Origin of the sequence: Streptomyces sp. NPDC059668, assembly GCF_042734135.1 — a bacterium.
Lineage (GTDB): Bacteria > Actinomycetota > Actinomycetes > Streptomycetales > Streptomycetaceae > Streptomyces.
Map to the genome: position 1 here is coordinate 1 of NZ_JBHWEL010000109.1, position 24,658 is coordinate 24,658.

Below are 24,658 nucleotides of genomic sequence, written 5' to 3' on the forward strand. Positions count from 1 at the left end.
GCGGCCCCGCCCGCCGCGCCCCCCGGCGGGCGCCGGCCGCCCCCCCCCCCCGGGGCTGCGTCGCCGGGGGCGCGTAACCCCGGGCCCCGCCACCCCACCCGCCCCGCCACCCCACCCGCCCCGGAATCACACCCACCCCAGGATCACAACCGCCCGATATCCCCTCGCGGCATCCGCGGAGCCCTCCGCGCCGGCCCCCGCCCCGACAACAGAATCAACCGCGCGGCCCGATGCCGCTGCCCCGCGTACGGCTCCAACAACGCCAGCATCACGGCATCGTCCGCATCCCGGTCCCCCGCCAACGCGTACCCCACGATCCCCGGCAGATGAAGATCCCCGACCGTCACCGCGTCCGCCGCCCCATGACTGCGCTGCACGGTCTCCGCCGAGGTCCACGGCCCGATCCCGGACACCAGTTCCAGCCGCGCCTGTGCCCGCTCCGCCTCCATGCCCATGGCTTCCTCCAGCCGCGCCGCCACCCGCACGGCCCGCAGGATCGTCGAAGCGCGCTTGTTGTCGACCCCGGCCCGATGCCACTCCCAGGAGGGGATCAGGGCCCAGGTCCTGGGCGCCGGCATGACGTACATCCGCTCAGGCGCGGGCCCCGGCGCCGGCTCCCCGAACTTGCGGACGAGCAACCGCCACGCCCGATAGGCCTCGTCCGTCGTGACCTTCTGCTCCAGAACGGACGGGATGAGTGACTCCAGTACCAGCCCGGTACGGGTCAGCCGCAGCCCCGGCAGCCGGTGCCGCGCGGACGCGACCAGCCGGTGGCGGGGTTCGAAGGCGGCGGGATCGTCCGACGCGCCGAGCATGTCGGGCAGCTGTTCGAGCAGCCATCGGGCCCCCGGCCCCCACGCCTCGGCCCGCACCACCCCGGCGCGCATCGCGACCCGCAGTGTCCCGGCCCCCGCGGGCGTCCTGCTGGCCCGCCACACGGACCCGTCCGGTGTGGCGCGGAAGGTCGGGTCGCCCGGCCCCCGGCGCAGCGGCCCGAGGACCAGACCGAGATCGAGCGGACCGGGCGGTGTCCAGGCCCGTCCGAGTCCGGGGCCGGCCGACTGCCGCGGTATGCCACCGGCGCCCGCGGGCACGTCGACGTGTCCGCCGCGCACGGTCGTACGCGTCGGCCGGGGGGTGAATCGTCCAGCCACGGGAGAGGTCCTAGGGGTGCTCGGGTCGCCCTACGAGGGTAGGCGGTCCCGGCACCGGGGACACGGCAGTCGCCGAGGTCCCCCCGGGCGTCGCGGTCCCCGGACGCCTGCCGCCGCTGGTCAGCGCACCTCGACGAACGCCCCGGCGTCCCGTTCGGGCCGCGCCCTGGGCTCCTCGGCCGCGTGCCCGACGGCGACGGCGCCCATCGGGTCCCAGTCGTCCGGCAGCCCCAGCACGTCCCGTACGACGTCGCGGCAGAACATCGTCGAGGACACCCACGCGGAGCCCAGCCGCTCCCCGGCGAGCGCGACGAGGAGGTTCTGCACCCCCGCCCCCATGGCGACGACGAACATCTCGCGCTCCGCGGCGTCACGGCGCGCGTCGCCGTAGGTGTGGGACCCGTCCGTCACCAGGCACGGCACCACCAGGTAGGGCGCGTTGCGCAGCACGTCGCCGCGCCGCACCCGCTTGGCGATCGACTCCTCGCTCTTCGCGTCGCCGCGCAGATCCTCGATCCAGGCCTCCCGCATGGCGTCCAGCAGGCGCGTCCGCGACCGTGCGGACTCCAGCAGCACGAACCGCCAGGGCGTGGTGTGATGCGGCGCGGGCGCGGTCACCGCGGCGGCGACCGCACGCCGTACGGCCCCCGGGTCGACCGGCTCGTCGGTGAAGGCCCGTACCGTACGCCGCTGGGTCACCGCCTCCCGTACGGCCTCGGACGTGCCCAGCCGGAACATGTCGTCGCGCGCGCCCCGCACCATCGCGCGGGTCCCCGCGCCGTCGTCCTCGGCCACCACGTGGGGCAGCCCGCGCACGACGGCGACCGGCAGCCCGGAGGCCTTGCCCTTGACGAGGTCACCGGCGCCGGCGAGTTCGTCGGCGGTGGCGACGACGGTCGCGCTCAGCGGATTGCCGTGCGCGTCGGTGCCGCCGCGCAGGTCGTCGAGCACGCGTACGCCCGCGGCGCCGATGGCGACGTCGGTGAGCCCGGTGCGCCAGGGGCGCCCGAAGGTGTCGGTGATCACGACGCCGACGTCCACCCCGAGGGTGTCCCGCAGGCCGTCCCGGATCGTCCGGGCGGACGCGTCGGGGTCCTCGGGCAGCAGCAGGACGGTCCCGGCCGGCGTGTTGGAGGCGTCGACCCCGGCGGCGGCCATGACGAGCCCCTGCCGGTTCTCGACGATCCGGAGCGCGCCGCGGCGCGCCACGACCCGTACGGTCTCGGCGTCGATGGCCGCCTCCCGGTCGGAGGCCTCCACCAGGCGGCCCTCGGCCTTGGACACGATCTTCGAGGTGACGAGCAGGACGTCCCCGTCGGCCAGCCCCGGTTCGGCCCCGGCGATGATCTTGGCGAGGTCGTCGCCCCGCTGCACCTCGGGGAGGCCGGGCAGCGCCCAGACCCGGTAGCCGGCAGCGGCATCCGGGACACCGCCGCCCGCGGAAGCGCCGCTCACGGCACCGCCGTTCGTATCGCCTGCGGAAACGCCGCTCACGGCACCGCCCGTCGCCCTCACGTCGCCCCTGGCTCCCTCGTCCCCGACCGGTCCGCCGCTCAAGCGCCCCGCACCTCCTCCGCCAGCGTCAGCGCCTCCTGGGCCATCCGCGCGGCGGCGTCGAGGTCGGACATCATCAGCGGTACGGCACGGCAGCGGATACCGGCGGCCTCCACACGCTCCACGGCGGACGCGTCCACCGTGTCGACGAGCCAGCCGTCCAGCAGTCCCGAGCCGTAGTGCTCGGCGACCGCCGCCGCGGTCGATTCCACGCCGACCGCCGCGAGCACCTTGTCGGCCATGCCCCGCACGGGCGCGTCGCCGACGATGGGGGACAGGCCCACCACGGGCACGCCCGCGTCGGCGATGGCCTCCCGGATGCCGGGCACCGCGAGGATGGTGCCGACGGACACGACCGGGTTGGACGGCGGGAAGAGGATCACGTCCGCCTCCGCGATGGCCTCCAGGACCCCGGGCGCGGGCTTGGCCTGCTCGGCGCCGACGGGCACGACGGCCTCGGCCGCCACGGAGGCGCGCAGCCGCACCCAGTACTCCTGGAAGTGGATCACCTTGCGCTCGCCGCTGTCCGGCAGCGTGACGGCGACATGGGTCTCGACGCGGTCGTCGGACATCGGGATCAGCCGGACGCCCGGCTTCCACCGGTCGCACAGGGCCTCCGTGACCGCGCTGAGCGGATAGCCCGCGCTCAGCATCTGCGTCCGCACGATGTGCGTCGCGAAGTCGCGGTCGCCGAGCCCGAACCACTCGGGTCCGACCCCGTACGCCGCGAGCTCCTCCTTGAGATGGAAGGTCTCGTCGGTCCGACCCCACCCCTGCTCCTCGTTGATGCCCCCGCCGAGGGTGTACATCACCGTGTCGAGGTCCGGGCAGACCTTCAGCCCGAAGAGGTGGATGTCGTCGCCGGTGTTGCCGATGACCGTGATGTCCGCGTCCGGCGAGGCCTGCTGGAGACCACGAAGGAACCGGGCACCACCGATGCCGCCTGCCAGAACCACAATGCGCATGGTGTTCAGTCTCGCAGGCGGCTACGACAAGGTGTGAGTCGGTTACTGGACCTCGGCCACGGCGCACCGCGCCCCGTGCATCGGCATCTCGGTGAGCCCCGGGTAGTAGACGTGCAGGCTCACGGCCGGTTCGAGGGAGTCGTTGACGACCTCGTGGGCGTACCCGGGCGCGAAGACCCGCTGCGCGCCCGCGCCCAGGGCGCGCGTGCCGCGGTCGGTGCGCTCCGTCAACGCGCCGTCCAGAACGGTGAGTACGCCGGAGGAGGTGCCGTGGTCGTGCAGTCCGCTGCCCTGTCCGGGCACCCAGGAGAGGAGCCAGACCTCGTAACCGGGCCCGGTGTGCAGCCGGTGGTACCAGCGTGAGGTCGCGTCGTACCGGACGAGGTGCTCCCACCGGGAGCGGTCGGCGGAGACGGTGCGGGCGAGACCGACGAAGTCGGCCACGGTGGCGGGGTGCTCGCGCGGCGGCTGGAGCAGGTGCGGGACTTCGAGGATGTCGCCGGCGATCTGGAGGTCGCTGTCGCTGTTCATGGGTGCGGTGGTTTCCTCGGCGGAGAGGGCGGGAGACCCCTGTCCGAGCGAAGCCGGGAACAGGGGAGAGGGCCGTAGCGTCCGGGTCGCGGACGGGGAGGGGTGCCCTGGTGCGGGCGTGCGCCCTGATGGGGGCGGGGATTCGCCTCAGTGGCGGCGAGGCAGCCGGAGCGCGGTGAGGCTCAACAGCTGGAACAGCGACAACAGCTACGGCGAGCGAGGGCAGCACCCTGGGACCCGGCGGTGCGGGTCGAGGTGCGTGCCAAGTTCGCGAGCATGCCCACCAGCACACCGGTTCACACTCGGACTGTCAACTTCATGTCCGGTATGTGGGAGATGTTTCACCTCATCCGGTTCATCTGTAAGGCGAAAGGTTTGCTCAGGAGCCGCCCCGGACACATGGCGCACAACCGGGCGCGCAAACCTCGGCGCGATCCTGTGATCCAAATGTGATCCGGTTCGCTTCGGGGTGCGGCGTCGGAACGAGATCGAACTTCTGGACGTCCTTCCCTGTAGCGGGTCGGAGGTCCGGTCGGACCCTTGAGGCTGTCATGGTTTATGCCGATTTGAACACTTTCCGCATAGCCTTGGTTCCGCAGAGTGAATAAGGGGCCCAATAGCAGATCTCGGCTTGACTGGCCCGGATCGGCACACTTGTAATTTCACTCGTGTCGTTCAGCCGAAAACGGTAACGACAGCATCACGGGGACGCGAAAGACAGACGAGGGGCGCACATGACCGAGCTGGTGCAGCAACTGCTGGTCGACGACGCGGACGAGGAACTCGGCTGGCAGGAGCGCGCGCTGTGCGCCCAGACCGACCCCGAGTCCTTCTTCCCCGAGAAGGGCGGCTCCACCCGCGAGGCCAAGAAGGTCTGTCTCGCCTGTGAGGTCCGCTCCGAGTGCCTTGAATACGCGCTCGCCAACGACGAGCGGTTCGGCATCTGGGGCGGTCTGTCCGAGCGCGAGCGGCGCCGTCTGAAGAAGGCCGCGGTCTGACCGCGCCGCACCGCCCGCACCACACCGTCCGAAGCAGGCCGCCGTCCGACCGAACGGCGCACACCTCTCCGTACCGACACGTAACGAACGGCCCGTCGCAGGTGGGTTATCCACAGGCGGCGGGCCGCCGTGTTGCCCAGCCGTTAGTGTGGGCCCTCGTCCGAGACGTCCAGCTGTCCCCGCCGGACACAGGCGTCCACCGCAGTCCATCGAACCGGGGCCCGTACCTCGATGTCCGTGCACAGCCATACGGCAGCCCAACAAGACGCTGCCGCTCCTGAGTTCCCGCGCCACGTGGTGACCGCGGTGCTCGTCTCCCACGACGGCGCCCGCTGGCTGCCCGACGCGCTCGCCGGCCTGCTCGGCCAGGAGCGTCCCGTGCAGAACGCGGTGGCGGCCGACACCGGCAGCGCGGACGACTCCGCCCAGCTGCTCACCGACGCGCTCGGCGCCGACCGGGTGCTGCACCTCGCCCGCCGGACCGGCTTCGGCCAGGCCGTCGAGGAGGCCATCCGCGGCGCCGGTGTGCTCACCCCGGACGAGCTGCCCTACCTGAAGCGCCCCAGCGGCTGGGACCCCGTCACCCGCAGCTGGCGCGACGACGCGTACGACCTGCCGGAGCTTCCGTACGGCGAACCCGAGCAGTGGCTCTGGCTCCTGCACGACGACTGCGCCCCCGAGCCCGACGCCCTCGCCCACATGCTCCGCGTCGTGGAGAACGAGCAGGAGCTCGGCAAGGAAGTCGCCGTCGTGGGCCCCAAGCTCCGCGGCTGGTACGACCGGCGCGCCCTCCTGGAGGTCGGCGTCACCATCGCCAACTCCGGCCGCCGCTGGACCGGTCTGGACCGCCGCGAGCAGGACCAGGGCCAGCACGACCACGTCCACCCCGTGCTCGCCGTCTCCACCGCCGGCATGCTGATCCGCCGCGACGTCTTCGAGGAACTCGGCGGCTTCGACCGACGGCTGCCCCTGATGCGTGACGACGTCGACCTGTGCTGGCGCGCCCAGTCCGCGGGACACCGCGTCCTGGTCGCCCCCGAGGCGGTCGTCCGGCACGCCGAGGCGGCCTCCCGTGAGCGCCGCACCGTCGACTGCGTGGGACGCACCTCCGCCTCCCCGCACAAGGTCGACAAGGCGGGCGCCGTCTACACCCTCCTCGTCAACGCCCGGACCGCGCAGCTCCCCTGGATCCTGATCCGGCTCGTCCTCGGCACGCTCCTGCGCACCCTCGCCTACCTGGTCGGCAAGGTCCCCGGACAGGCCGTCGACGAGATCCGCGGTCTGCTCGGGACCCTGCTGCGGCCCGAGCGGATCCTCGCCGGCCGCCGCAGGCGAGGCAGCCCCCAGGTCGACAAGGGCGAGTTGCGCGCGCTGTTCCCGCCCCCCGGCGCGACCGTGCGGGCCACCGTCGAGCAGGCCGCGGGCAGCCTCATGGGCAGCGACGACCCCGAGGCCACCTCCGGCGCCGGCCGGCACGGCGGCGCGGTCGAGTCCGGGCCCGGCGGCGACGACGCCGACTTCCTGGAGATCGAGCAGTTCGCCCGCCTCAAGCGCATCGCCCGCAACCCCGGCCCGATGCTCTTCCTGGTGCTGCTGTTCGTCTCCCTGCTCGCCTGCCGCGGCCTCCTCGGCGGCGGGGCGCTCGCGGGCGGCGCGCTGCTGCCCGCACCCGCCGACGCCTCCGAACTCTGGTCCCGCTACCTCGACGGCTGGCACCCGGTGGGACCCGGCGGCACCGAGTCCGCGCCGCCCTACCTCGCGCTCGTCGCGCTGCTGTCCTCGCTGCTCCTCGGTTCCACCGGGCTCGCGGTCACCGTGCTCATGGTGGCCTCCGTGCCGCTGGCCGGCTTCGCCGCGTACTTCGCCTCCCGCCCGCTCGTCGAGTCGCGCCTGCTGCGCGCCTGGGCGTCCGTGACGTACGCGTTCCTGCCCGCCGCCGCCGGCGCGCTCGCGGGCGGCCGCATCGGCACCGCCTTCCTCGCGATCCTGCTGCCGCTCATCGCCCGCGCGGGCATCGCGGCGAGCGGGCTCGCACACACCTCGGGCGCGCGCGGCAGCTGGCGCGCCACCTGGGCGTACGCCCTGCTGCTGACGTTCACCACGGCGTTCACGCCGATCGTGTGGCCCATCGCGCTGGTCCTCGGGATCGTGCTCCTCGGCGTGCGCCGCAGGGAGCTCACCGCGTACGGGCCACGGTTCCTGGCCCAGCTCGGCACCCCGCTGCTGGTCCTCGCCCCCTGGTCGCTGACGCTGCTCCCGTTCGGCTTCTTCAAGGAGGCCGGCCTGCCCTACGGCGAGAGCGCGGCCTCCGCACTCGACCTGCTCGGCGCCAGCCCCGGCGGTCCCGGCACGGTCGGCGGACTGATGCTCATCGGCATCGTGCTCGCCGCGCTGGCCGCCCTGTTGCGCGGTGAGCGGCAGCGCGCGGTGTGGACCGCCTGGGTCGTCGCCCTGGTGGCGCTCGTCTTCGCCGTGCTGTCCAACAAGTCGGCGTGGGCCGGCCCCGCCACCCTGGTCTACGGCCTCGCGCTGCTCGTCGCCGCCGCGCTCGGCGCCGACGGCGCGCGCGCCCGCGTGGCCGAGCAGAGCTTCGGCTGGCGTCAACCGGTCGCCGCGCTCATCGCGTTCGCCTCGGCCGCGGGCCCGCTGCTCGTGGCCGCGGGGTGGGTCATCGGCGGCGCCGACGGTCCCGTGGAGCGCCGCGACCCGGTGCAGGTGCCGGCGTTCGTCGCCGAGGAGAGCGGCACCCGCGACCAGGCCCGCACCCTGGTGCTCGACAGCGACACCGGCGCCCGCGTCGGCTACACCCTGGTGCGCGGCTCCGGCGCGCGCATGGGCGACGGCGAACTCGCGGCGTCGGGCGGCGAGAACAAGAGGCTCGACAAGGTGGTCGCCAACCTCGTCGCTGGCTCCGGCGCCGACCAGGCCGACCAGCTCGGCGGATTCGCCGTGCGTTACGTCCTGGTCCGCAAGGGCGCGCCCCGCGAGGTGAGCCGCGTCCTGGACGCCACCCCGGGTCTGACCCGGCTCAGCCAGCAGGACGGCAGCGCCCTGTGGCGTCTGGACCGTCAGGTCTCGCGCGCCTCGGTCGTCCCCAAGTCCGGTGGCGAGCCGCTGGCCGTCGCCGCCGGGCCCGTCGAACTGCACACCACCGTCCCCGCCGGCGCCGAGGGCCGCGTCCTGCGCCTCGCCGACACGGCGGACGCCGGCTGGACGGCGACCCTGGACGGAAAACCGCTCACCCGCACCACGGTCGACGGCTGGGCGCAGGGCTTCGAACTGCCCGCGAACGGCGGCAGGCTCGACGTCGCCTTCGACGCCCCGCTGAGCCACACCGGCTGGCTGTGGGCACAGGGCGCGCTCGCCGTCGTCCTCGTGGTCCTCGCCCTGCCCGGGCGGCGCCGCGACATCGACGACGACCTCCCCGAGGAGCCGGTCCTGCCCGCCCAGGACAGCACGGGCGAGGGCCGCCGCGCCCGCCGCCTGCGCGCCCAGGCCGAGGCCGAGGAGTCGGCCGGGACGGACCAGGACGCGGACACCCCGATGCCCGCGGAGGAGGACCCGGAGCACGGTCCCGCCGCGGTCCCGCACCAGCAGACGTACGACGAGTGGGACGCGCCCAGCTACGCGGGCGCCGACTACGGCTCCTACGCCGGCGAGCAGTACCAGGGCACGCAGCAGTACCCGGCGGGCACCTACGAACAGCCCTATCAGGCGGACCCGTACCAGGCCGACCCCTACCAGACGGACCCGTACCAGACCGGCCAGTACGACCCCTACGGGTACGGGAACACGACGTCGTACGACCAGCCGTACCAGCAGGGCTACGAGACGGGGTACGACCCGCAGCAGCCCCCGATGCCCCCGCAGCCGCCGCACGGCACCGACAGTGAGCGCCCCGACGGGAGCCAGCAGTGAACCGCACCACCCTGTCCCTGATCGCCGGCGCGACCGCGCTCGCCGCCGTCACCGGATTCGCCTCGCTGGAAGCGCCGGCCGCCTCCGGCGAGGGCCCCGCCCGGGCGGCCGTCCAGCAGCCCGTGGAGCGCAGCCGTCTGCTGTGCCCCCAGCCCAGCACGTCCGACCTGGCGGAGACGGCGTACACGTCGTTCACGCCCGTCACCCAGGGCACCAGCGGCGCCGGCAAGGCCGAACTGCAGTCCGCGACCGTGGAGTCGGCGGATTCCGCGAGCGGCAAGAAGCCCGGCAAGAAGGCATCCAAGCCCGTCCTGGAACCCAAGGAGCCCGGCAAGCCGGCCACCGGTGACAGCACGGGCGCCGACGGGCCGGCCCTGGTCGGCACCGCCGAGGGCAGGTTCGCGCCCGGCTGGACGGTCCAGGAGACCACCCAGGTCGCCGCGGGCACCGGGCGCGGTCTGCTCGGCACCGACTGCACCGCTCCGGACACCGAGTTCTGGTTCCCGGGTGCCAGCACCGCCGACAGCCGCACGGACTACGTGCACCTGACCAACCCGGACGACTCGGCCGCCGTCGTCGACGTCGAGCTGTACGGCAAGGACGGCACCCTCAAGTCCACCGTGGGCGAAGGCATCACGGTCCAGCCGCACGCCAGTGAGCCACTCCTGCTGAACACGCTCACCAGCGCGCCGCAGACCGACCTCACGGTCCATGTGACCGTCCGCAGCGGCCGGGTCGGCGCGGCCGTCCAGGCCCTGGACGACCGGACCGGCGGCGACTGGCTGGGCGCCTCCACCGACCCGTCGGGCAGCCTCGTCATGCCGGGCATCCCGAAGGACGCCACCTCCGTGCGGCTGGTCGCCTTCGCGCCCGGCGACCAGGACGCCGACCTGAAGGTGCGCCTCGCCTCGCCCTCGGGCCTGATCACCCCGGCCGGCAACGAGACGCTGCACATCAAGTCCGGCATGACCACCGCGGTCGACCTCGGCGACGTCACGCGCGGCGAGGCGGGCTCCCTGGTGCTCACCCCCACCGGCAAGACCCCGGTGCCGGTCGTCGCCGCCCTGCGGGTGGTGCGCGGCAAGGGCGACAAGCAGGAGTCGGCGTTCATCCCGGCCACGGCGCCGGTCGCCGCCCGCGCGACGGTCGCCGACAACAGCTCCAAGGGCACCACGCTCGCCCTGTCCGCGCCCGGCCGGACCGCCCAGGTCAAGGTCACCGCGTCGGCGGGGAGCGAGGGCGGCGCACCGGCGACGAAGACGTACACGATCAAGGGCGGTACGACCCAGGACGTCGACGCCCCGGCGCCGAGCGGCCTGCGGGGGACGTACGCCCTGACGGTCGAGTCGGTCTCCGGAGGCCCCGTCTACGCCTCGCGGACGCTCGGCTCCACCCAGGACGGCGTACCCGGCTTCACGATCCAGACACTGCCGGACGACCGCGGCACGGTGGCGGTCCCGGAGGCGGAACAGGACCTGTCGGTACTGCTCAAGAGCTGATCACGTACGAGTGATCCCGTACGGGTGATCCACCGGGTCCCGGGGGGACGCGGTGGATCCTCACTCCTCGCCGTACCGCGGGTCCACCGTCTCCGGAGTCAGTCCCAGCAGTTCCGCGACCTGCTCCACGACGATCTCGTGCACCAGCGCGGCACGCTCGTCGCGGCCCTTGGTGCGGATCTCGACCGGGCGGCGGTAGACGACCACGCGCGCGGGATGGCCCTCGCGTGCGCTGATCGTGCCACCCAGCGGCACCGCCTCGTCGTCCCAGCTCTCGCCGGGGCCGTCCAGGCGCGGCACCTCCAGGACCATGAAGTCGATGTCCGCGAGCTGCGGCCAGCGCCGTTCCAGTCGCTCCACGGAGTCCTGCACCAGGTCCGCGAAGACCTCGGCGCGGCTCGCGGCGAGCGGCACCTGGGGCGGCGCGACGGGGCCGCGCATGCCCCTTCCGTGGCGATCACGGCGGCGGGGCCCGGGTGCTGCGGCGCGGGGCGGTACGGGGGTGTCCATCACTGACGAAGCGTAGTCCCCGCGACGGCCGCGCGCCCGACCCCCACGCGGCTGCCCGCGGCCCTCGGCGGGGGCCCGTCGCGCGTTCCCGATGTCGCCGGATGACCATTCCGGCCAAGCTTGGGCTCGATTCCGCATCCCTCCAGGACCGCCACACACATGGCAATTGACATGCTTTGTGCCAAGTGGCGATCGGATCCAGGCCTGTTCGGCCTCCCGGCGGCGGAGAACTTCCCAGGTCGGCCGGGCGGGTCCGGAGGCTCCTGTGGGCGGTCTCACAGCACGACACGGTGGGGTGACCTGGGGGAGAGTCGTCGCGGCCCGCTCAAGAGTGCGGTACCGTCCAACCTCGTGAGCCCTGTACGTCGCTGTTCGCGAACCGCTTGCGGCCGTCCGGCCGTCGCGACGCTGACGTACGTCTACGCCGACTCGACCGCGGTCCTCGGCCCGCTCGCCACCTACGCCGAACCCCACTGCTACGACCTGTGCGCCGAGCACTCCGAGCGCCTCACCGCCCCCCGCGGCTGGGAGGTCGTCCGGCTCGCCGACGCCTCGGCCCCCTCCCGCCCCAGCGGTGACGACCTGGAGGCGCTCGCCAACGCGGTGCGGGAGGCGGCCCGTCCGCAGCAGCGCACCGCCGAGGCCGGCGGCAGCGCGCGGTCGGCGGACCCGATGGAGGTCGCCCGCCGCGGCCATCTGCGAGTGCTGCGCTCACCGGACAACTGAGCGCCCGCTCCGACCAGTTCCGCGTTCCTGGCTCCACGGCCCGACGCGCCCGACGTCCCGGGCCACCGTGTCACCGCCCCCCACCCGGCTCGCCTCACCCCGCCTCGCACTTCTCGCACCCGGTGTCACAGGGCGGTGCACGCCCATTGACGGCTGGTTGTCGCGGACACGACCATTTCCGCACCCGTGAGAAATCGCTTTCCGCATCGCGGAATCCTCCGCGCGGCCGAACCCGGGGAGGCGCCCGTGTACGTCCAGGAAGTGGAACCCGTCGCCGGCTCGCTCGGCCTGTCCGCCCTCGTCGCGGCCCTGCCCCTCCTCATCGTCCTCGTACTGCTCGGCGGCGTCCGGATGAAGGCGCACCTGGCCGCCCTCCTCGGCCTGCTCGCCGCCGCCCTGGTCGCCCTGTTCGCGTACGGCATGCCGGTCGGCCAGACGCTCTCCAGCGCCGCTCAGGGAGCCGCCTTCGGCCTCTTCCCCATCCTGTGGATCGTCGTCAACGCCCTGTGGGTGTACCGGATGACGGTCCGCACCCGGCACTTCGACATCCTGCGACGCTCCTTCGGGCGCCTCTCCGACGACCCGCGCGTCCAGGCACTCGTCGTCGCCTTCTGCTTCGGCGCGCTCCTGGAGGCACTCGCGGGCTTCGGCGCACCCGTCGCGATCTGCTCCGTGATGCTGGTCGCGCTCGGCTTCGACCCGGTGCGCGCGGCGGTGGTGGCACTCGTCGCCAACACCGCGCCGGTCGCCTTCGGCGCGATGGGCACACCGGTCGTCACCCTCGCCCAGGTCACCGGCCTGCCCCTGGACTCGGTGGCCTCCGTGGTGGGCCGTCAGACACCCCTGCTGGCCCTTGTGGTGCCCCTGCTGCTCGTCGCGCTGGTCGACGGGCGGCGCGGACTGCGGGAGACCTGGGCGCCCGCCCTGGCGTGCGGAGTCGCCTTCGCCGCCGCCCAGTTCGCCGCCTCCAACTACGTCTCCGCCCAACTCGCCGACATCGCCGCCGCCTTGGCGGGTGCGGCGGCCCTGGTCGCCCTGCCGCGGGCGCGCCGGCCCGCCGCCGAGCCCGTACGCGTCGCGGTCCTGACCGGCGTACGCAGCGAGGACCTGGACGAGGAGGACCCGCGTCCCGAAGTCGTGCGCGCCTACGCCCCGTACGCCTTGATCGTCGTCGTCTTCTCGGTGGCCCAGATCCCCGCGGTCAAGGACTGGCTGGCGGGAGCGACCCGGATGTTCGACTGGCCCTTCCTGAACGTCGTGAACCCGGACGGCAAGCCGGTCGGCGGCAACGTCTTCACCCTCCCGATCGTCGCGACCGGCGGCACCCTCGTGCTGCTCGCCGGACTGTGCACGGCCGCCGTCCTCGGCGTGCACGCGCGGGTGGCGGTCGAGGAATGGGTCGCCACCGTCCGCGAGTTGAGGTTCGCGATCCTCACCGTCACGTCCGTCCTGGCCCTCGCCTACGTGATGAACCTGTCGGGCCAGGCCGCCACGATCGGCCAGTTCGTGGCGGCGGCCGGCGCGGGCCTCGCCTTCCTGTCACCCGTCCTCGGCTGGTTCGGCGTGGCCGTCACCGGCTCCGACACCTCGGCGAACGCCCTGTTCGGCGCCCTCCAGGTGAGCGCGGCCCGCGAGTCGGGGCTCTCTCCGGAACTGCTCGCCGCCGCCAACAGTTCGGGGGGCGTCCTCGGCAAGATGATCTCGCCGCAGAACCTGACCATCGCCTGTGCGGCGGTCGGCCTCGCGGGCCGCGAGGGGGATCTGCTGCGCAAGGTGCTGCCGTGGAGCGCGGGGCTGCTGCTGATCATGTGCCTGATCGTGCTGGGACAGAGCTCGCCCGTCCTCGGGTGGATGCTGCCCTGACGGAGGCCGGTCCGTACGTGACCCCTGGATGCCGCGTGGGGCTTCCCAGGTGACGGATGCGCTCCGATCCGCCGCCGCACGGCGGACCGTCAGCGGGGGCGGGTAGCTTGGGGTGACCGAAGTGGACTTCTGGAGGGTTGGCCGTGACTGCTGATCTGTCGCAGCTCGTGAAGGCGTACGACGTACGCGGGGTGGTCCCGGACCAGTGGGACGAGTCGCTGGCCGAGCTGTTCGGGGCCGCCTTCGTCCAGGTGACCGGAGCGGAAGCCATCGTGATCGGGCACGACATGCGCCCTTCGTCCCCCGGCCTGTCGCGGGCCTTCGCCCGCGGGGCGGCGGCGCGCGGGGTCGACGTGACCGAGATCGGGCTCTGCTCGACGGACCAGCTGTACTACGCGTCCGGCGCGTTCGACCTGCCCGGCGCCATGTTCACGGCCTCGCACAACCCCGCGAAGTACAACGGCATCAAGATGTGCCGCGCGGGCGCGTCCCCCGTCGGCCAGGACACCGGCCTCTCCGAGATCCGCGAACTCGTCGAGTCCTGGCTCGACTCGGGCGCCCCGGCCTCGGACGCCACGCCGGGCTCGATCACCCAGCGCGACACGCTGGAGGACTACGCGGGATACCTGCGCTCGCTCGTCGACCTGGCCTCCATCCGCCCCCTGAAGGTCGTCGTCGACGCGGGCAACGGCATGGGCGGCCACACCGTCCCGACCGTCTTCGCCGGCCTGCCCCTGGACCTCGTCCCGATGTACTTCGAGCTGGACGGCACGTTCCCGAACCACGAGGCGAACCCGCTGGACCCGGCGAACATCGTGGACCTCCAGCAGCGCGTCCGCGAGGAGGGCGCCGACATCGGCATCGCCTTCGACGGCGACGCGGACCGCTGCTTCGTCGTCGACGAGCACGGCGACCCGGTCTCCCCGTCCGCCGTGACCGCGCTGGTGGCCTCGCGAGAACTCGCCAAGCACGGCGGTGGCACGGTGATCCACAACCTGATCACCTCCTGGTCGGTCCCGGAGGTCGTCCGCGAGCAGGGCGGCACGCCGGTCCGCACCCGCGTCGGCCACTCCTTCATCAAGGCCGAGATGGCCCGCACCGGCGCGATCTTCGGCGGCGAGCACTCCGCGCACTACTACTTCCGCGACTTCTGGAACGCCGACACGGGCATGCTGGCCGCCCTCCACGTCCTCGCCGCGCTCGGCGGGCAGGACGGCCCGCTCTCCGAGCTCGTCGCCGCGTACGACCGCTACGCCGCCTCCGGGGAGATCAACTCCACCGTCGACGACCAGACGGCCCGCCTCACCGCGATCAGGGACACCTACCAGGGCCGTGAAGGCGTCACCATCGACGAACTCGACGGTCTGACCGTCACCGCGGACGACTGGTGGTTCAACGTCCGCCCCTCCAACACCGAGCCCCTCCTGCGCCTCAACGCGGAGGCCAAGGACGAGGCGACCGTGGCGAAGGTCCGCGACGAGGTCCTGGACCTCATCCGGGGCTGACCCCCCAGAAGCCCCGGCCGACGCACACGCGGGGAGCACACCACACAGCTCCCCGCGCACGCCCACCGATCGGCACCTCCCGGAGCGGGCGCGATATCTCCGCTCGTCGGGAACGTCCCGGCGGAGGCGGCACCTCCCACCCGCCGGAACCTCCCCCCGCCGCACCCTCCCGGCGCAGGCCCGCACATCCAGCCCGTCCGGCGTTTGAGGACGAGCCCTTCGGGCGATCGGGGTCAAGGGGGCGGAGCCCCTTGGCGGCGCGCGCACAGGCGGAGCCCTCGCCAAGGTGCACCGGGCGGGGGTGCAGGGGCGGAGCCCTCGCCAAGGTGCACCGGGCGGGGTGCAGGGAGGGTGCACCGGCCGGGATGCAGGGGCGGAACCCCTGACGGGGCGCAGGGGCCAACCCCTTGACCGGGTGCGGAGGCGGAGCCCCCGCCACCTAACTCCGGCACCCCGCCCCCCACAGCGGTACTCTGACCAGGCCGCATCCACCTGTTCGAAAGGACACCCCATGCCGCTCGAAGCCGGCCTCCTGGAGATCCTCGCCTGCCCGGCCTGCCACGCCCCGCTCAAGGAGCAGGAGAGCGAACTGGTCTGCACGGGACAGGACTGCGGCCTCGCCTACCCCGTCCGGGACGGCATCCCCGTACTGCTCGTCGACGAGGCCCGCCGCCCCGCGTAAGCGAGCCACCCGGCGCCCGCCCACACCCGGGCGCCGACCCGCACCACAGCGATACAGGCGACAAAGGCGACACACCGGCGATCGGGAGGCTGCCGACCCATGCTCGACGACTCGCTGCTCGACGACCCAGAGGCGCTCGCCCGCGCCGACCGTCGTGAGCTGCTCCGAGGCGCCGCCGAGGCCGGCGCCCGCGTGCGTACCGCGGCCCGGCACGCCGTGGAGGCCGGGATCCCCGACCTGAAGCCGGACGGCCGCCCCCGCGCGGTCCTGATCGCCGGCCCCGGGCTCGCCGCCACCGGAGTGGCCGAACTGCTCGCCACCCTCGCCGGAGCCAGCTGCCCCGTCACCCGGCTCACCCCCACCGGTGTCGCCCCCGCGGGAGGCGCCCTGCGCTGGGAGCTGCCCGGCTGGGCCGGCCCGGTGGACCTCGTACTGATCGCCACCCCGGACGGCACCGAACCAGGACTCGAACTCCTGGTCGAGCAGACGTACCGGCGCGGCAGCTCCGTCGTCGCGGTGGCCCCCGCCGGCACCCCGATCGCGGAAGCGGTGGAAGGCACGCACGGCCTGTTCGTACCGATGGCGACCGCCCCGTACGAGCCGAACACCCCCCTCGCGGCCTCCGCCCCAGGCGTCCTGTGGGCGCTGCTCACCCCGCTCCTGGCACTGCTGGACCGCACCGGCCTGGTCTCGGCCCCGCCCGAGGCACTTCAGAAGGTCGCCGACCGCCTCGACCACGTCGCCGAACGCTGCGGCCCGGCCATCGCCACCTACGGCAACCCCGCCAAGACGCTCGCCGCCGACCTGGCCGAAGCACTCCCGGTGATCTGGACCGAGGGCACCTCCGCGGGCCCCGCCGGCCGCCGGTTCACCGCCGCGCTCGCGGAACTGGCGGGCCGCCCCGCGCTCGCCGCGGAACTCCCCGAGGCGCTCGCCGCCCACAGCGTCCTGCTCTCCGGCGCGCTGGCCGCGGCCGCCGACCCCGACGACTTCTTCCGAGACCGGGTCGAGGAGCAGCAGGTCCTGCACGCGCGCGTGGTGCTCCTGCGCGACCGCCCGGCCGGCGGCCTCACCGCCGCGCCCGCCGCCCGCGAGCTGGCCCTCAGCCACGACACCGCGATCAGCGAGCTCGAACCCGAGGAGGGCGGCGACCTCGAGACACTCGCCGAACTGATCGCCGTCACGGATTTCGCCGCCGTTTACCTGGCGCTCGCCTCGGGGGCCTGACCTTGAGCCACACCGGCTGACACCCCACCGCGGCGCACGGGCGCCCACCCCGTGGGGAAACGACCGCAGAGCAGCGTACGTACGGAGAAAACAGCACACATGGACCGCCTCGACAACACCGTCCGCCCCTACGCCTGGGGCTCGACCACCGCCATACCGACGCTGCTCGGCGTCGAGCCGACCGGTGAGCCGCAGGCGGAGATGTGGATGGGCGCACACCCCGGCGCCCCCTCGCTCACGGCGCGCGGTCCCCTCACCGAGGTCATAGGCGAGGACCCCGAGAAGGAGCTCGGCCGGGCGGCCGTCGCCAAGTTCGGCCCCCGGCTGCCGTTCCTGCTGAAGATCCTCGCCGCGGGCGCCCCCCTCTCCCTCCAGGTGCACCCGAACCTCGAACAGGCGAGGGAGGGATACGAGGACGAGGAGCGCCGGGGCATCCCGGTCGACGCCCCGCACCGCAACTACAAGGACGCCAACCACAAGCCCGAACTCATCTGCGCGCTCACCGAGTTCGACGGCCTGTGCGGCTTCCGCGCCCCGGAGGAGGCCGCCGCCCTCCTCGCCGCCCTGGACGTCGACTCCCTCAAGCCGTACGTCGACCTGCTGCGCGCCCACCCCGAGGACGCGGCCCTGCGCGAGGTCCTGACGGCGGTGCTGAGCGCGGACCCCGACGACATGGCCCGCACGGTCACCGAGGCCGCGGCCGCCTGCGACCGCCTCGGCGGCGGCTACGCCCCCTACGCCGACATCGCCCACCACTACCCCGGCGACCCCGGCGTCATCGCCGCGATGCTCCTCAACCACGTCCGCCTGCAGCCCGGCGAGGCCCTGTTCCTCGGCGCCGGCGTCCCGCACGCCTACCTGAACGGCCTGGGCGTCGAGATCATGGCCAACAGCGACAACGTCCTGCGCTGCGGTCTGACCCCCAAGCACGTCGACGTGCCCGAACTGCTGCGCGTCGTCCGCTTCGAGGCGAGCGACCCCGGGGTCCTGCGCCCGGAGGAGTCGCCCGGCGGCGAGGAGGTCTACGCGACCCCCATCGACGAGTTCCGCCTCTCCCGCTACGTCCTCGCGGAGGGTGCCGCCCCGCACGACCTCACCCGCGAGACCCCGCAGATCCTGCTCTGCACGGCGGGCTCCGTCCACGCCGACGGCGAGGTCCTGGCTCCCGGCCGGTCGGTCTTCGTGCCCGCCGGTGAAAAGACCGAGGTGTCCGGCTCCGGCACGATCTTCCGTGCGACAGTGGTCGCCTGACGGGGTGACGGCTCCCGTCCCGCCCGGTGGCCGCGGTGGTCGGCCGCGGCGCCGCCGGACCGGGCTGCAAGAATGACCCACCGCAAAGGGCGGGCAAAGCCCGGACCGGGGTACGAGGGTACGGACGGGGTCCGGGACGGCGTACGAAGGGACAGCAGGAGCAGATGAGCGCTTCAGGCGGCACCAGGGCGATCGTGGCGGCACTCGGCGCCAACCTCGCGATCGCGGTATCGAAGTTCGTCGCGTTCGCCTTCAGCGGCTCGTCCTCGATGCTCGCCGAGGGCGTCCACTCGATCGCCGACTCCGGCAACCAGGCCCTGCTCCTGATCGGCGGCAAGAAGGCCCAGCGCGAGGCGACACCCCAGCACCCCTTCGGCTACGGCCGCGAACGCTACATCTACGCCTTCCTCGTCTCGATCGTCCTCTTCTCGGTCGGTGGCATGTTCGCCGTCTACGAGGGCTACGAGAAGATCAATCACCCGCACGAGATCGAGCACTGGTACTGGCCGGTGGGCGTGCTGGTCTTCGCGATCATCGCCGAGGGCTTCTCCTTCCGCACCGCCATCAAGGAGTCCAACGAGCTGCGCGGGAAGCTGTCCTGGTCGCAGTTCATCCGCCGTGCCAAGGCCCCCGAGCTCCCCGTCGTCCTCCTGGAGGACTTCGGCGCGCTGATCGGTCTGGTCCTCGCCCTCGGCGGCGTCGGCCTGGCCCTCCTCACCGGAGACGGCATCTGGGACGGCATCGGCACGCTCTGCATCGGCATCCTGCTCATCCTGATCGCGCTGGTCCTGGCCGCCGAGACCAAGTCCCTGCTGCTGGGCGAGGCGGCGGGCGTCGACGACGTGAAGAAGATCGAGACCGCGATCGTCGACGGCGACACGGTCACCGGCATCATCCACATGCGCACGCTCCACCTCGGCCCGGAGGAACTCCTGGTCGCCGCCAAGATCGCCGTCCAGCACGACGACACGGCCGGCGAGGTCGCCGCCGCGATCAACGCTGCCGAGGCCCGCATCCGGGAGTCCGTCCCGATCGCCCGCGTCATCTACCTGGAGCCGGACATCTACAGCGAGGCCGAGGCGGCCAAGGGCCCGGACCCCGACGCGACCCCCGGCGGCCCGGCACGTCCGGCCGAACACTGACCCCCGACCCCGGCGACGCGCGCGCCCCGAGCCCCTGTGCGGGCACCCGCGCACACGGACACTAGGGGTTTCCTGGAAACGGCCGAGGCACACTATGGCCGGAGCCGGACTGGGGAGGCCTGGGGTGACCGGTGTAGCTTGGTGACTGAGCCAGACGTCGCTGCTGATGGCGGTCGGGCGGTCCCACCGCGGACCGGCCGAGGGAGAGAGGGCCTCCGACGGACTGAGCTGCGCGCACCGGGCACGCCTGTGCCCGAGGGCACCCTTGTGCCCGCCGTCGCGCAGAACAGCCGTACCCACCTCGCCACAATCCCGAGGAGCAGCTCCCCATGACGACTGTCGACAACCGACAGGACTTCAAGGTCGCCGATCTCTCCCTGGCCGACTTCGGCCGCAAGGAGATCACCCTCGCCGAGCACGAGATGCCCGGCCTGATGTCGATCCGCAAGGAGTACGCGGCCGCGCAGCCCCTCGCCGGCGCCCGCGTCACCGGCTCCCTGCACATGACGGTCCAGACCGCCGTGCTCATCGAGACCCTCGTCGCCCTCGGCGCCGAGGTCCGCTGGGCCTCCTGCAACATCTTCTCCACCCAGGACCACGCCGCCGCGGCCATCGCCGTCGGCCCGAACGGCACGCCCGACAACCCGCAGGGCGTCCCGGTCTTCGCCTGGAAGGGCGAGACCCTCGACGAGTACTGGTGGTGCACGGAGCAGGCCCTGACCTGGCCGAACACCCCCACCGGCGGCCCGAACATGATCCTGGACGACGGTGGCGACGCCACCCTCCTCGTCCACAAGGGCGTCGAGTACGAGAAGGACGGCAAGGTCCCCTCGGTCGACACCGCCGAGTCCGACGAGCACCGCGTCGTCCTGGAACTCCTGAACCGCACCATCACCGACGGCTCGCAGAAGTGGACCCAGCTCGCCTCGGAGATCCGCGGCGTGACGGAGGAGACCACGACCGGCGTGCACCGTCTGTACGAGATGCACCGCGACGGCACCCTCCTGTTCCCGGCGATCAACGTGAACGACGCCGTCACCAAGTCGAAGTTCGACAACAAGTACGGCTGTCGCCACTCCCTGATCGACGGCATCAACCGCGCCACCGACGTCCTGATCGGCGGCAAGACCGCCGTCGTCTGCGGTTACGGCGACGTGGGCAAGGGCTGCGCGGAGTCCCTGCGCGGCCAGGGTGCCCGCGTGATCATCACCGAGATCGACCCGATCTGCGCCTTGCAGGCGGCGATGGACGGCTACCAGGTCGCGACCCTCGACGAGGTCGTCGACAAGGCCGACATCTTCGTCACCACGACCGGCAACAAGGACATCATCATGGCCTCGGACATGGCCAAGATGAAGCACCAGGCGATCGTGGGCAACATCGGCCACTTCGACAACGAGATCGACATGGCCGGCCTCGCGCAGATCCCGGGCATCGTCAAGGACGAGGTCAAGCCGCAGGTCCACACCTGGAAGTTCCCCGACGGCAAGGTGCTCATCGTGCTGTCGGAGGGCCGCCTGCTGAACCTGGGCAACGCCACCGGCCACCCGTCGTTCGTGATGTCCAACTCCTTCGCGGACCAGACGCTGGCCCAGATCGAGCTGTTCACCAAGCCCGACGAGTACCCGACCGACGTCTACGTGCTCCCCAAGCACCTCGACGAGAAGGTCGCCCGCCTCCACCTCGACGCCCTCGGCGTCAAGCTCACGACGCTCCGCCCGGAGCAGGCCGCCTACATCGGCGTAGAGGTCGAGGGCCCGTACAAGTCGGACCACTACCGCTACTGAGCACCGCCGCCGAGCGGCCGCACCGACCGCGCGGCGTACGGATGTCAGCAGGCCCCCGCCCCCGTGGCGGGGGCCTGTCCCCGATGAGGACCTGAACGCCCATGCCACGCGGCCGTTATTCGCTCCACGATCCGCACGATCACACCCCCCTCGCCGAAGAACACTTCCACTGCGCGCCGGGCCCCTCCGGCTGGCGCTACGTCTCCCAGCTGACGGCACCCTCCGGCGACCACGCCGGCTCCGTCGACCTGGCCCTCGACGAGCTCGGCCGTCCCATCCGGCTCGAACTGCACGCCGCGAGCTGGCAGGTCCGGGGCGCCGCGCTCGAAGGAGTCACCTGGGTCCGCACCGATCCCACGGGCACCGAGGCCACCGAGGGCAATGCCCGCGCACACGCCTTCACTGGCACGTCCCCCGCGTTCCTCGTCGCCACCGCCCGTCTCCTGCGCCTCACCCCCTCCGGGTCGGCCACCCGAGTACGCCTCGTCGCCTTCACCGACCCGGTCCTCGCCCCGCGCACCCTCGACCAGTCCTGGGCCCTGCTCTCGAGAGAAACACACGCCACTGACAACGGCCCCCTGATCGTGGACGCGTACCAGGTCACAGCACTGGACACAGGGGAACAGCACGCGGTGCACCTCGCCGGGGACGTCGTCCTCGCGGCGCCCGGCATCGAGCTGGAACACCTCGAGACACCCCCGTCGGCGTTCGCCTGAGCCCGCCGGTCCCCGCCGCGGCGGGCCGTCAGGCAGGCGGCGCGAATCCGGTCGCGGGCCGGTCGGCCGGCTCCTCGGGCGCGGCCGGGGGCCGACCCGCCTGCCGCCCCGGTGCCCCGTCGCCGTCCACGACCGGCGACGCGTGGGCAACCGCGCCCGTAGGACCGGAGGAGGGCGGTGCGATGAATCCCGGCTGCCGTACGACCGGCCCGCTCACGCCCGGCATCCCGGCGACGTAACCGCCCGGACCTCCCGGCACCCCTGCGGCGGCCGGCCCGCTCCCGAAGGCCCGCCGGGCGTCCCGCGACTGCCGCTCGTGCACCACCGCCGCCAGATACGCGGCCGCCGGGACGTCCCGCGGCGCCGGAGCCCCCGTACGGGCGGCGAGATCGGACGCCAGCCGCTCCGCCATCGCGGCACCGACCTGCGGGTCCAGCTGCCGCATCCGGGTCAGGTACTGGCGGATGGCCAGCCACAGCCCGTCCGGCACCGCCGACAGGTCGAGCCCCGCGAACCGTCCCGCCAGCCAGGGCGGCGGGGGAGGCACGAAGGCGCTCCGCCCGGCCGGAATCCGTTCCCGTACGACGAGAGTCCCCGCGAACACGTCACCGAGCCGCCGCCCGCGCTGTGACACGAGCGAGGCCACGCACGCGACGATCCCGAACGTCATCAGGATCTCGACCACTCCGATGGCGCCGCGCACCAGCGCGTGCCGGAACCGGATCGGCCCTCCGTCGTCCCGCACCACCCGCAGTCCGAACGCCAGCTTCCCCAGCGAACGGCCGTGGCTGAGTGTCTCCACCGCGATCGGCCCGCCGACCAGCAGCAGAACGAAGCTCGCGATCGACACCGCCACCTGCGCAGCCTCGTCCAGAGCGGCCGTCGCGGCCACCAGGCCGATGGTGACGATCAGATAGGCCACCATCGCCACGACCAGGTCGAGCAGTACGGCCAGCGCACGGCTCGGCAGTTTCGCGGGGCGCAGCTCCAACGCCACCGCCTCGCCCGTCACCAGCTCACTCACGCTTGCCCGTCCTTCCCCTGACCTGCCCCGAGAACCGCCAGTCTGCCAAGCTGAGGGCAACATCGCGCCGCGGTACGACAAGCTGACACGCGGTACGACAGGACGAGGAGCGGCAGAACCGATGGACCTCGACGTCTTCGTGTCCGCGCACGGCGCGGAGTGGGACCGCCTGGACGCCCTGTTGCGCCGTCGGCGCCGGCTCACCGGAGCCGAGGCCGACGAACTCGTCGCCCTGTACCAACGCACGGCCACCCATCTCTCCCTCATCCAGTCCAGCACACCGGACCCGCAGCTCACCGGGCGCCTCAGCCGACTGGTGGCACGCGCGCGCAACGCCGTGACCGGCACCCGCCGGGCCTCCTGGCGCGATGTCACCCGCTTCCTCACCCAGGGGTTCCCCGCGGCGGTCTACCGCTCGCGCCACTGGTGGGTGCCCACGGCACTCGTGTCCACGGCCGTGGCGGTCCTCCTGGGGTGGTGGATCGGAGCGCACCCGGAGGTCCAGTCCTCGATCGCGGCCCCCGCCGAACTGCGCGGCCTCACCCGCCCCGGCGGCGAGTACGAGACCTACTACTCGAGTCACCCGGCGGCCTCCTTCGCGGCCCAGGTGTGGACGAACAACGCCGAGGCCGCCGCGATGTGCCTGGTCCTGGGCGTCTTCCTGGGGATACCCGTGCTCTGGATCCTCTTCCAGAACATGCTCAACGTGGGTGTGGGCATCGGCCTGATGTCGTCGGCCGGCCGCCTCGACACCTTCCTCGGCCTGATCCTCCCGCACGGCCTCCTGGAACTGACGGCCGTCTTCGTGGCCGCGGGCACGGGCCTGCGCCTGGGCTGGACCCTGATAGATCCGGGCCCGCGCTCCCGCCGCACGGCGCTCGCCGAGGAGGGCCGAGCCGCCCTCGGCATGGCGATCGGCCTGGCACTGGTCCTCTTCGTCTCGGGCGCCATCGAAGGCTTCGTCACCCCCTCGGGCCTGCCCACCTGGGCCCGCATAGGCATAGGCATCGCGGCCGAACTGGCCTTCCTCACGTACGTCTACGTCCTGGGCGGACGTGCGGCACGGGCCGGCGACACCGGTGACGTCGAGGAGTCCGAGCGCAGCGCCACGCTGCCGACGGCCGCGTGATGTGCGACTGCTCCTGTTGACCTGCTAGTCTCCTCTTCGCCCCACAGGAGCCATTGACATGGAGCCGGTGGGGAGGTAGATTCGAACAGTTGCCTAGAACTGGACACGTCCAGTCGGCGGCGGTTAGCATCTGCGAGCTTCTTGTGAACGAGATTCCGAGAAGCACCTCTCCGATTAGTCAGGACCGAGCGGCCGGTAAGGCCGGTCAAAAGCTTCTGATAAAGTCGGAAACGCCGAAAGAGAGCCGCAAGGCATCGAATAGGCTAAAGGCCCCTCCAACGGCCACTGGAAATGAATTCCGACCGGAAACGGAACGGAAAACGGATCTGGTAAAGTGGGACTCGCCGGAAAGGGAAACGCGAAAGCGGAAACCTGGAAAGCACCGAGGAAATCGGATACGGAAACGGTCTGATAGAGTCGGAAACGCAAGACCGAAGGGAAGCGCCCGGAGGAAAGCCCGAGAGGGTGAGTACAAAG

The 24,658-nt window shown here is 72.7% G+C and carries 19 protein-coding genes; 13 read left to right on the plus strand and 6 right to left on the minus strand.

Going from position 1 to position 24,658, the window contains the following annotated elements; genetic code table 11:
* Nucleotides 1-143: 143 nt before the first annotated feature.
* The 4 genes from ACFV2J_RS40035 to ACFV2J_RS40050 form a co-directional block, all read right to left on the minus strand.
* Nucleotides 144-1,154, minus strand: coding sequence for a DNA-3-methyladenine glycosylase family protein (locus ACFV2J_RS40035; RefSeq protein WP_385085496.1), 1,011 nt, complete (start codon nucleotides 1,152-1,154; stop codon nucleotides 144-146).
* A gap of 120 nt (nucleotides 1,155-1,274) precedes the next feature.
* A complete protein-coding gene (locus ACFV2J_RS40040; RefSeq protein ID WP_385085494.1) occupies nucleotides 1,275-2,609 on the minus strand; it encodes a coenzyme F420-0:L-glutamate ligase in 1,335 nt (444 codons plus the stop codon).
* A gap of 98 nt (nucleotides 2,610-2,707) precedes the next feature.
* Complete coding sequence (cofD, locus tag ACFV2J_RS40045) at nucleotides 2,708-3,673, minus strand: 2-phospho-L-lactate transferase (protein WP_385085492.1); 966 nt, start codon at nucleotides 3,671-3,673, stop codon at nucleotides 2,708-2,710.
* A 42-nt stretch (nucleotides 3,674-3,715) separates the two neighbouring features.
* Nucleotides 3,716-4,204 carry a cysteine dioxygenase gene (locus ACFV2J_RS40050; protein ID WP_385085490.1) on the minus strand — a complete coding sequence of 163 codons (489 nt, stop codon included), beginning with the start codon at nucleotides 4,202-4,204 and terminating at the stop codon, nucleotides 3,716-3,718.
* A gap of 734 nt (nucleotides 4,205-4,938) precedes the next feature.
* Here ACFV2J_RS40050 and ACFV2J_RS40055 point away from each other — a divergent pair.
* The 3 genes from ACFV2J_RS40055 (at nucleotide 4,939) to ACFV2J_RS40065 (ending at nucleotide 10,619) form a co-directional block, all read left to right on the plus strand.
* Nucleotides 4,939-5,202 (plus strand): WhiB family transcriptional regulator, encoded by a 264-nt coding sequence (locus ACFV2J_RS40055; RefSeq protein WP_003975777.1) that lies wholly within the window; start codon nucleotides 4,939-4,941, stop codon nucleotides 5,200-5,202.
* Nucleotides 5,203-5,433: 231 nt separating this feature from the next.
* A complete protein-coding gene (locus tag ACFV2J_RS40060) occupies nucleotides 5,434-9,120 on the plus strand; it encodes a glycosyltransferase (RefSeq protein ID WP_385443397.1) in 3,687 nt (1,228 codons plus the stop codon).
* Complete coding sequence (locus tag ACFV2J_RS40065) at nucleotides 9,117-10,619, plus strand: DUF5719 family protein (protein ID WP_385085486.1); 1,503 nt, start codon at nucleotides 9,117-9,119, stop codon at nucleotides 10,617-10,619. The genes ACFV2J_RS40060 and ACFV2J_RS40065 overlap by 4 nt, the downstream gene beginning before the upstream one ends.
* A 60-nt stretch (nucleotides 10,620-10,679) precedes the next feature.
* Here ACFV2J_RS40065 and ACFV2J_RS40070 read toward each other — a convergent pair whose 3' ends face one another.
* A complete protein-coding gene (locus ACFV2J_RS40070; protein ID WP_385085498.1) occupies nucleotides 10,680-11,129 on the minus strand; it encodes a metallopeptidase family protein in 450 nt (149 codons plus the stop codon).
* A gap of 351 nt (nucleotides 11,130-11,480) precedes the next feature.
* On the opposite strand from ACFV2J_RS40070, the gene ACFV2J_RS40075 reads away from it, so the two are divergent.
* The 9 genes from ACFV2J_RS40075 to ACFV2J_RS40115 all read left to right on the plus strand — a co-directional run bounded on the left by ACFV2J_RS40075 (nucleotide 11,481) and on the right by ACFV2J_RS40115 (nucleotide 22,028).
* Nucleotides 11,481-11,855: a DUF3499 domain-containing protein gene (locus ACFV2J_RS40075; RefSeq protein WP_385085484.1), complete on the plus strand. Its 375-nt coding sequence runs from the start codon at nucleotides 11,481-11,483 to the stop codon at nucleotides 11,853-11,855.
* A 246-nt stretch (nucleotides 11,856-12,101) separates the two neighbouring features.
* Nucleotides 12,102-13,718, plus strand: a complete 1,617-nt coding sequence (locus ACFV2J_RS40080; protein ID WP_385085483.1) for an L-lactate permease — start codon at nucleotides 12,102-12,104, stop codon at nucleotides 13,716-13,718.
* Nucleotides 13,719-13,861: 143 nt separating this feature from the next.
* Nucleotides 13,862-15,223 carry a phosphomannomutase/phosphoglucomutase gene (locus ACFV2J_RS40085; protein WP_385085481.1) on the plus strand — a complete coding sequence of 454 codons (1,362 nt, stop codon included), beginning with the start codon at nucleotides 13,862-13,864 and terminating at the stop codon, nucleotides 15,221-15,223.
* A 511-nt stretch (nucleotides 15,224-15,734) separates the two neighbouring features.
* The gene (locus ACFV2J_RS40090; protein ID WP_266699539.1) at nucleotides 15,735-15,905 is read left to right on the plus strand and encodes a Trm112 family protein; all 171 of its coding nucleotides are present in this window, start codon (nucleotides 15,735-15,737) and stop codon (nucleotides 15,903-15,905) included.
* Nucleotides 15,906-16,004: 99 nt separating this feature from the next.
* Nucleotides 16,005-17,132 carry an SIS domain-containing protein gene (locus ACFV2J_RS40095; RefSeq protein WP_385085479.1) on the plus strand — a complete coding sequence of 376 codons (1,128 nt, stop codon included), beginning with the start codon at nucleotides 16,005-16,007 and terminating at the stop codon, nucleotides 17,130-17,132.
* A gap of 99 nt (nucleotides 17,133-17,231) precedes the next feature.
* Nucleotides 17,232-18,383, plus strand: a complete 1,152-nt coding sequence (gene manA, locus ACFV2J_RS40100) for a mannose-6-phosphate isomerase, class I (RefSeq protein ID WP_385085477.1) — start codon at nucleotides 17,232-17,234, stop codon at nucleotides 18,381-18,383.
* A gap of 164 nt (nucleotides 18,384-18,547) precedes the next feature.
* Nucleotides 18,548-19,525: a cation diffusion facilitator family transporter gene (locus tag ACFV2J_RS40105; RefSeq protein WP_385085475.1), complete on the plus strand. Its 978-nt coding sequence runs from the start codon at nucleotides 18,548-18,550 to the stop codon at nucleotides 19,523-19,525.
* A 329-nt stretch (nucleotides 19,526-19,854) separates the two neighbouring features.
* Nucleotides 19,855-21,312, plus strand: a complete 1,458-nt coding sequence (gene ahcY / locus ACFV2J_RS40110; protein WP_385085473.1) for an adenosylhomocysteinase — start codon at nucleotides 19,855-19,857, stop codon at nucleotides 21,310-21,312.
* A 101-nt stretch (nucleotides 21,313-21,413) separates the two neighbouring features.
* On the plus strand, nucleotides 21,414-22,028 hold the full coding sequence (locus tag ACFV2J_RS40115) for a hypothetical protein (RefSeq protein ID WP_385443406.1): 615 nt from the start codon (nucleotides 21,414-21,416) through the stop codon (nucleotides 22,026-22,028).
* Nucleotides 22,029-22,056: 28 nt separating this feature from the next.
* On the opposite strand, the gene ACFV2J_RS40120 is transcribed toward ACFV2J_RS40115, so the two are convergent.
* On the minus strand, nucleotides 22,057-23,052 hold the full coding sequence (locus tag ACFV2J_RS40120; RefSeq protein ID WP_385443409.1) for an RDD family protein: 996 nt from the start codon (nucleotides 23,050-23,052) through the stop codon (nucleotides 22,057-22,059).
* 121 nt (nucleotides 23,053-23,173) lie between these two features.
* On the opposite strand from ACFV2J_RS40120, the gene ACFV2J_RS40125 reads away from it, so the two are divergent.
* Nucleotides 23,174-24,181, plus strand: coding sequence for a stage II sporulation protein M (locus ACFV2J_RS40125; protein ID WP_385097869.1), 1,008 nt, complete (start codon nucleotides 23,174-23,176; stop codon nucleotides 24,179-24,181).
* Nucleotides 24,182-24,658 lie beyond the last annotated feature (477 nt).

Excerpts from the sequence above, each read along its gene's own strand:
- cofD (WP_385085492.1), bottom strand. The coding sequence starts at position 3,673 with ATGCGCATTGTGGTTCTGGCAGGCGGCATCGGTGGTGCCCGGTTCCTT.
- ACFV2J_RS40050 (WP_385085490.1), bottom strand. The coding sequence starts at position 4,204 with ATGAACAGCGACAGCGACCTCCAGATCGCCGGCGACATCCTCGAAGTC.
- ACFV2J_RS40055 (WP_003975777.1), top strand. The coding sequence starts at position 4,939 with ATGACCGAGCTGGTGCAGCAACTGCTGGTCGACGACGCGGACGAGGAA.
- ACFV2J_RS40060 (WP_385443397.1), top strand. The coding sequence starts at position 5,434 with ATGTCCGTGCACAGCCATACGGCAGCCCAACAAGACGCTGCCGCTCCT.
- ACFV2J_RS40070 (WP_385085498.1), bottom strand. The coding sequence starts at position 11,129 with ATGGACACCCCCGTACCGCCCCGCGCCGCAGCACCCGGGCCCCGCCGC.
- ACFV2J_RS40090 (WP_266699539.1), top strand. The coding sequence starts at position 15,735 with ATGCCGCTCGAAGCCGGCCTCCTGGAGATCCTCGCCTGCCCGGCCTGC.
- ACFV2J_RS40095 (WP_385085479.1), top strand. The coding sequence starts at position 16,005 with ATGCTCGACGACTCGCTGCTCGACGACCCAGAGGCGCTCGCCCGCGCC.
- manA (WP_385085477.1), top strand. The coding sequence starts at position 17,232 with ATGGACCGCCTCGACAACACCGTCCGCCCCTACGCCTGGGGCTCGACC.
- ACFV2J_RS40105 (WP_385085475.1), top strand. The coding sequence starts at position 18,548 with ATGAGCGCTTCAGGCGGCACCAGGGCGATCGTGGCGGCACTCGGCGCC.
- ahcY (WP_385085473.1), top strand. The coding sequence starts at position 19,855 with ATGACGACTGTCGACAACCGACAGGACTTCAAGGTCGCCGATCTCTCC.
- ACFV2J_RS40115 (WP_385443406.1), top strand. The coding sequence starts at position 21,414 with ATGCCACGCGGCCGTTATTCGCTCCACGATCCGCACGATCACACCCCC.
- ACFV2J_RS40125 (WP_385097869.1), top strand. The coding sequence starts at position 23,174 with ATGGACCTCGACGTCTTCGTGTCCGCGCACGGCGCGGAGTGGGACCGC.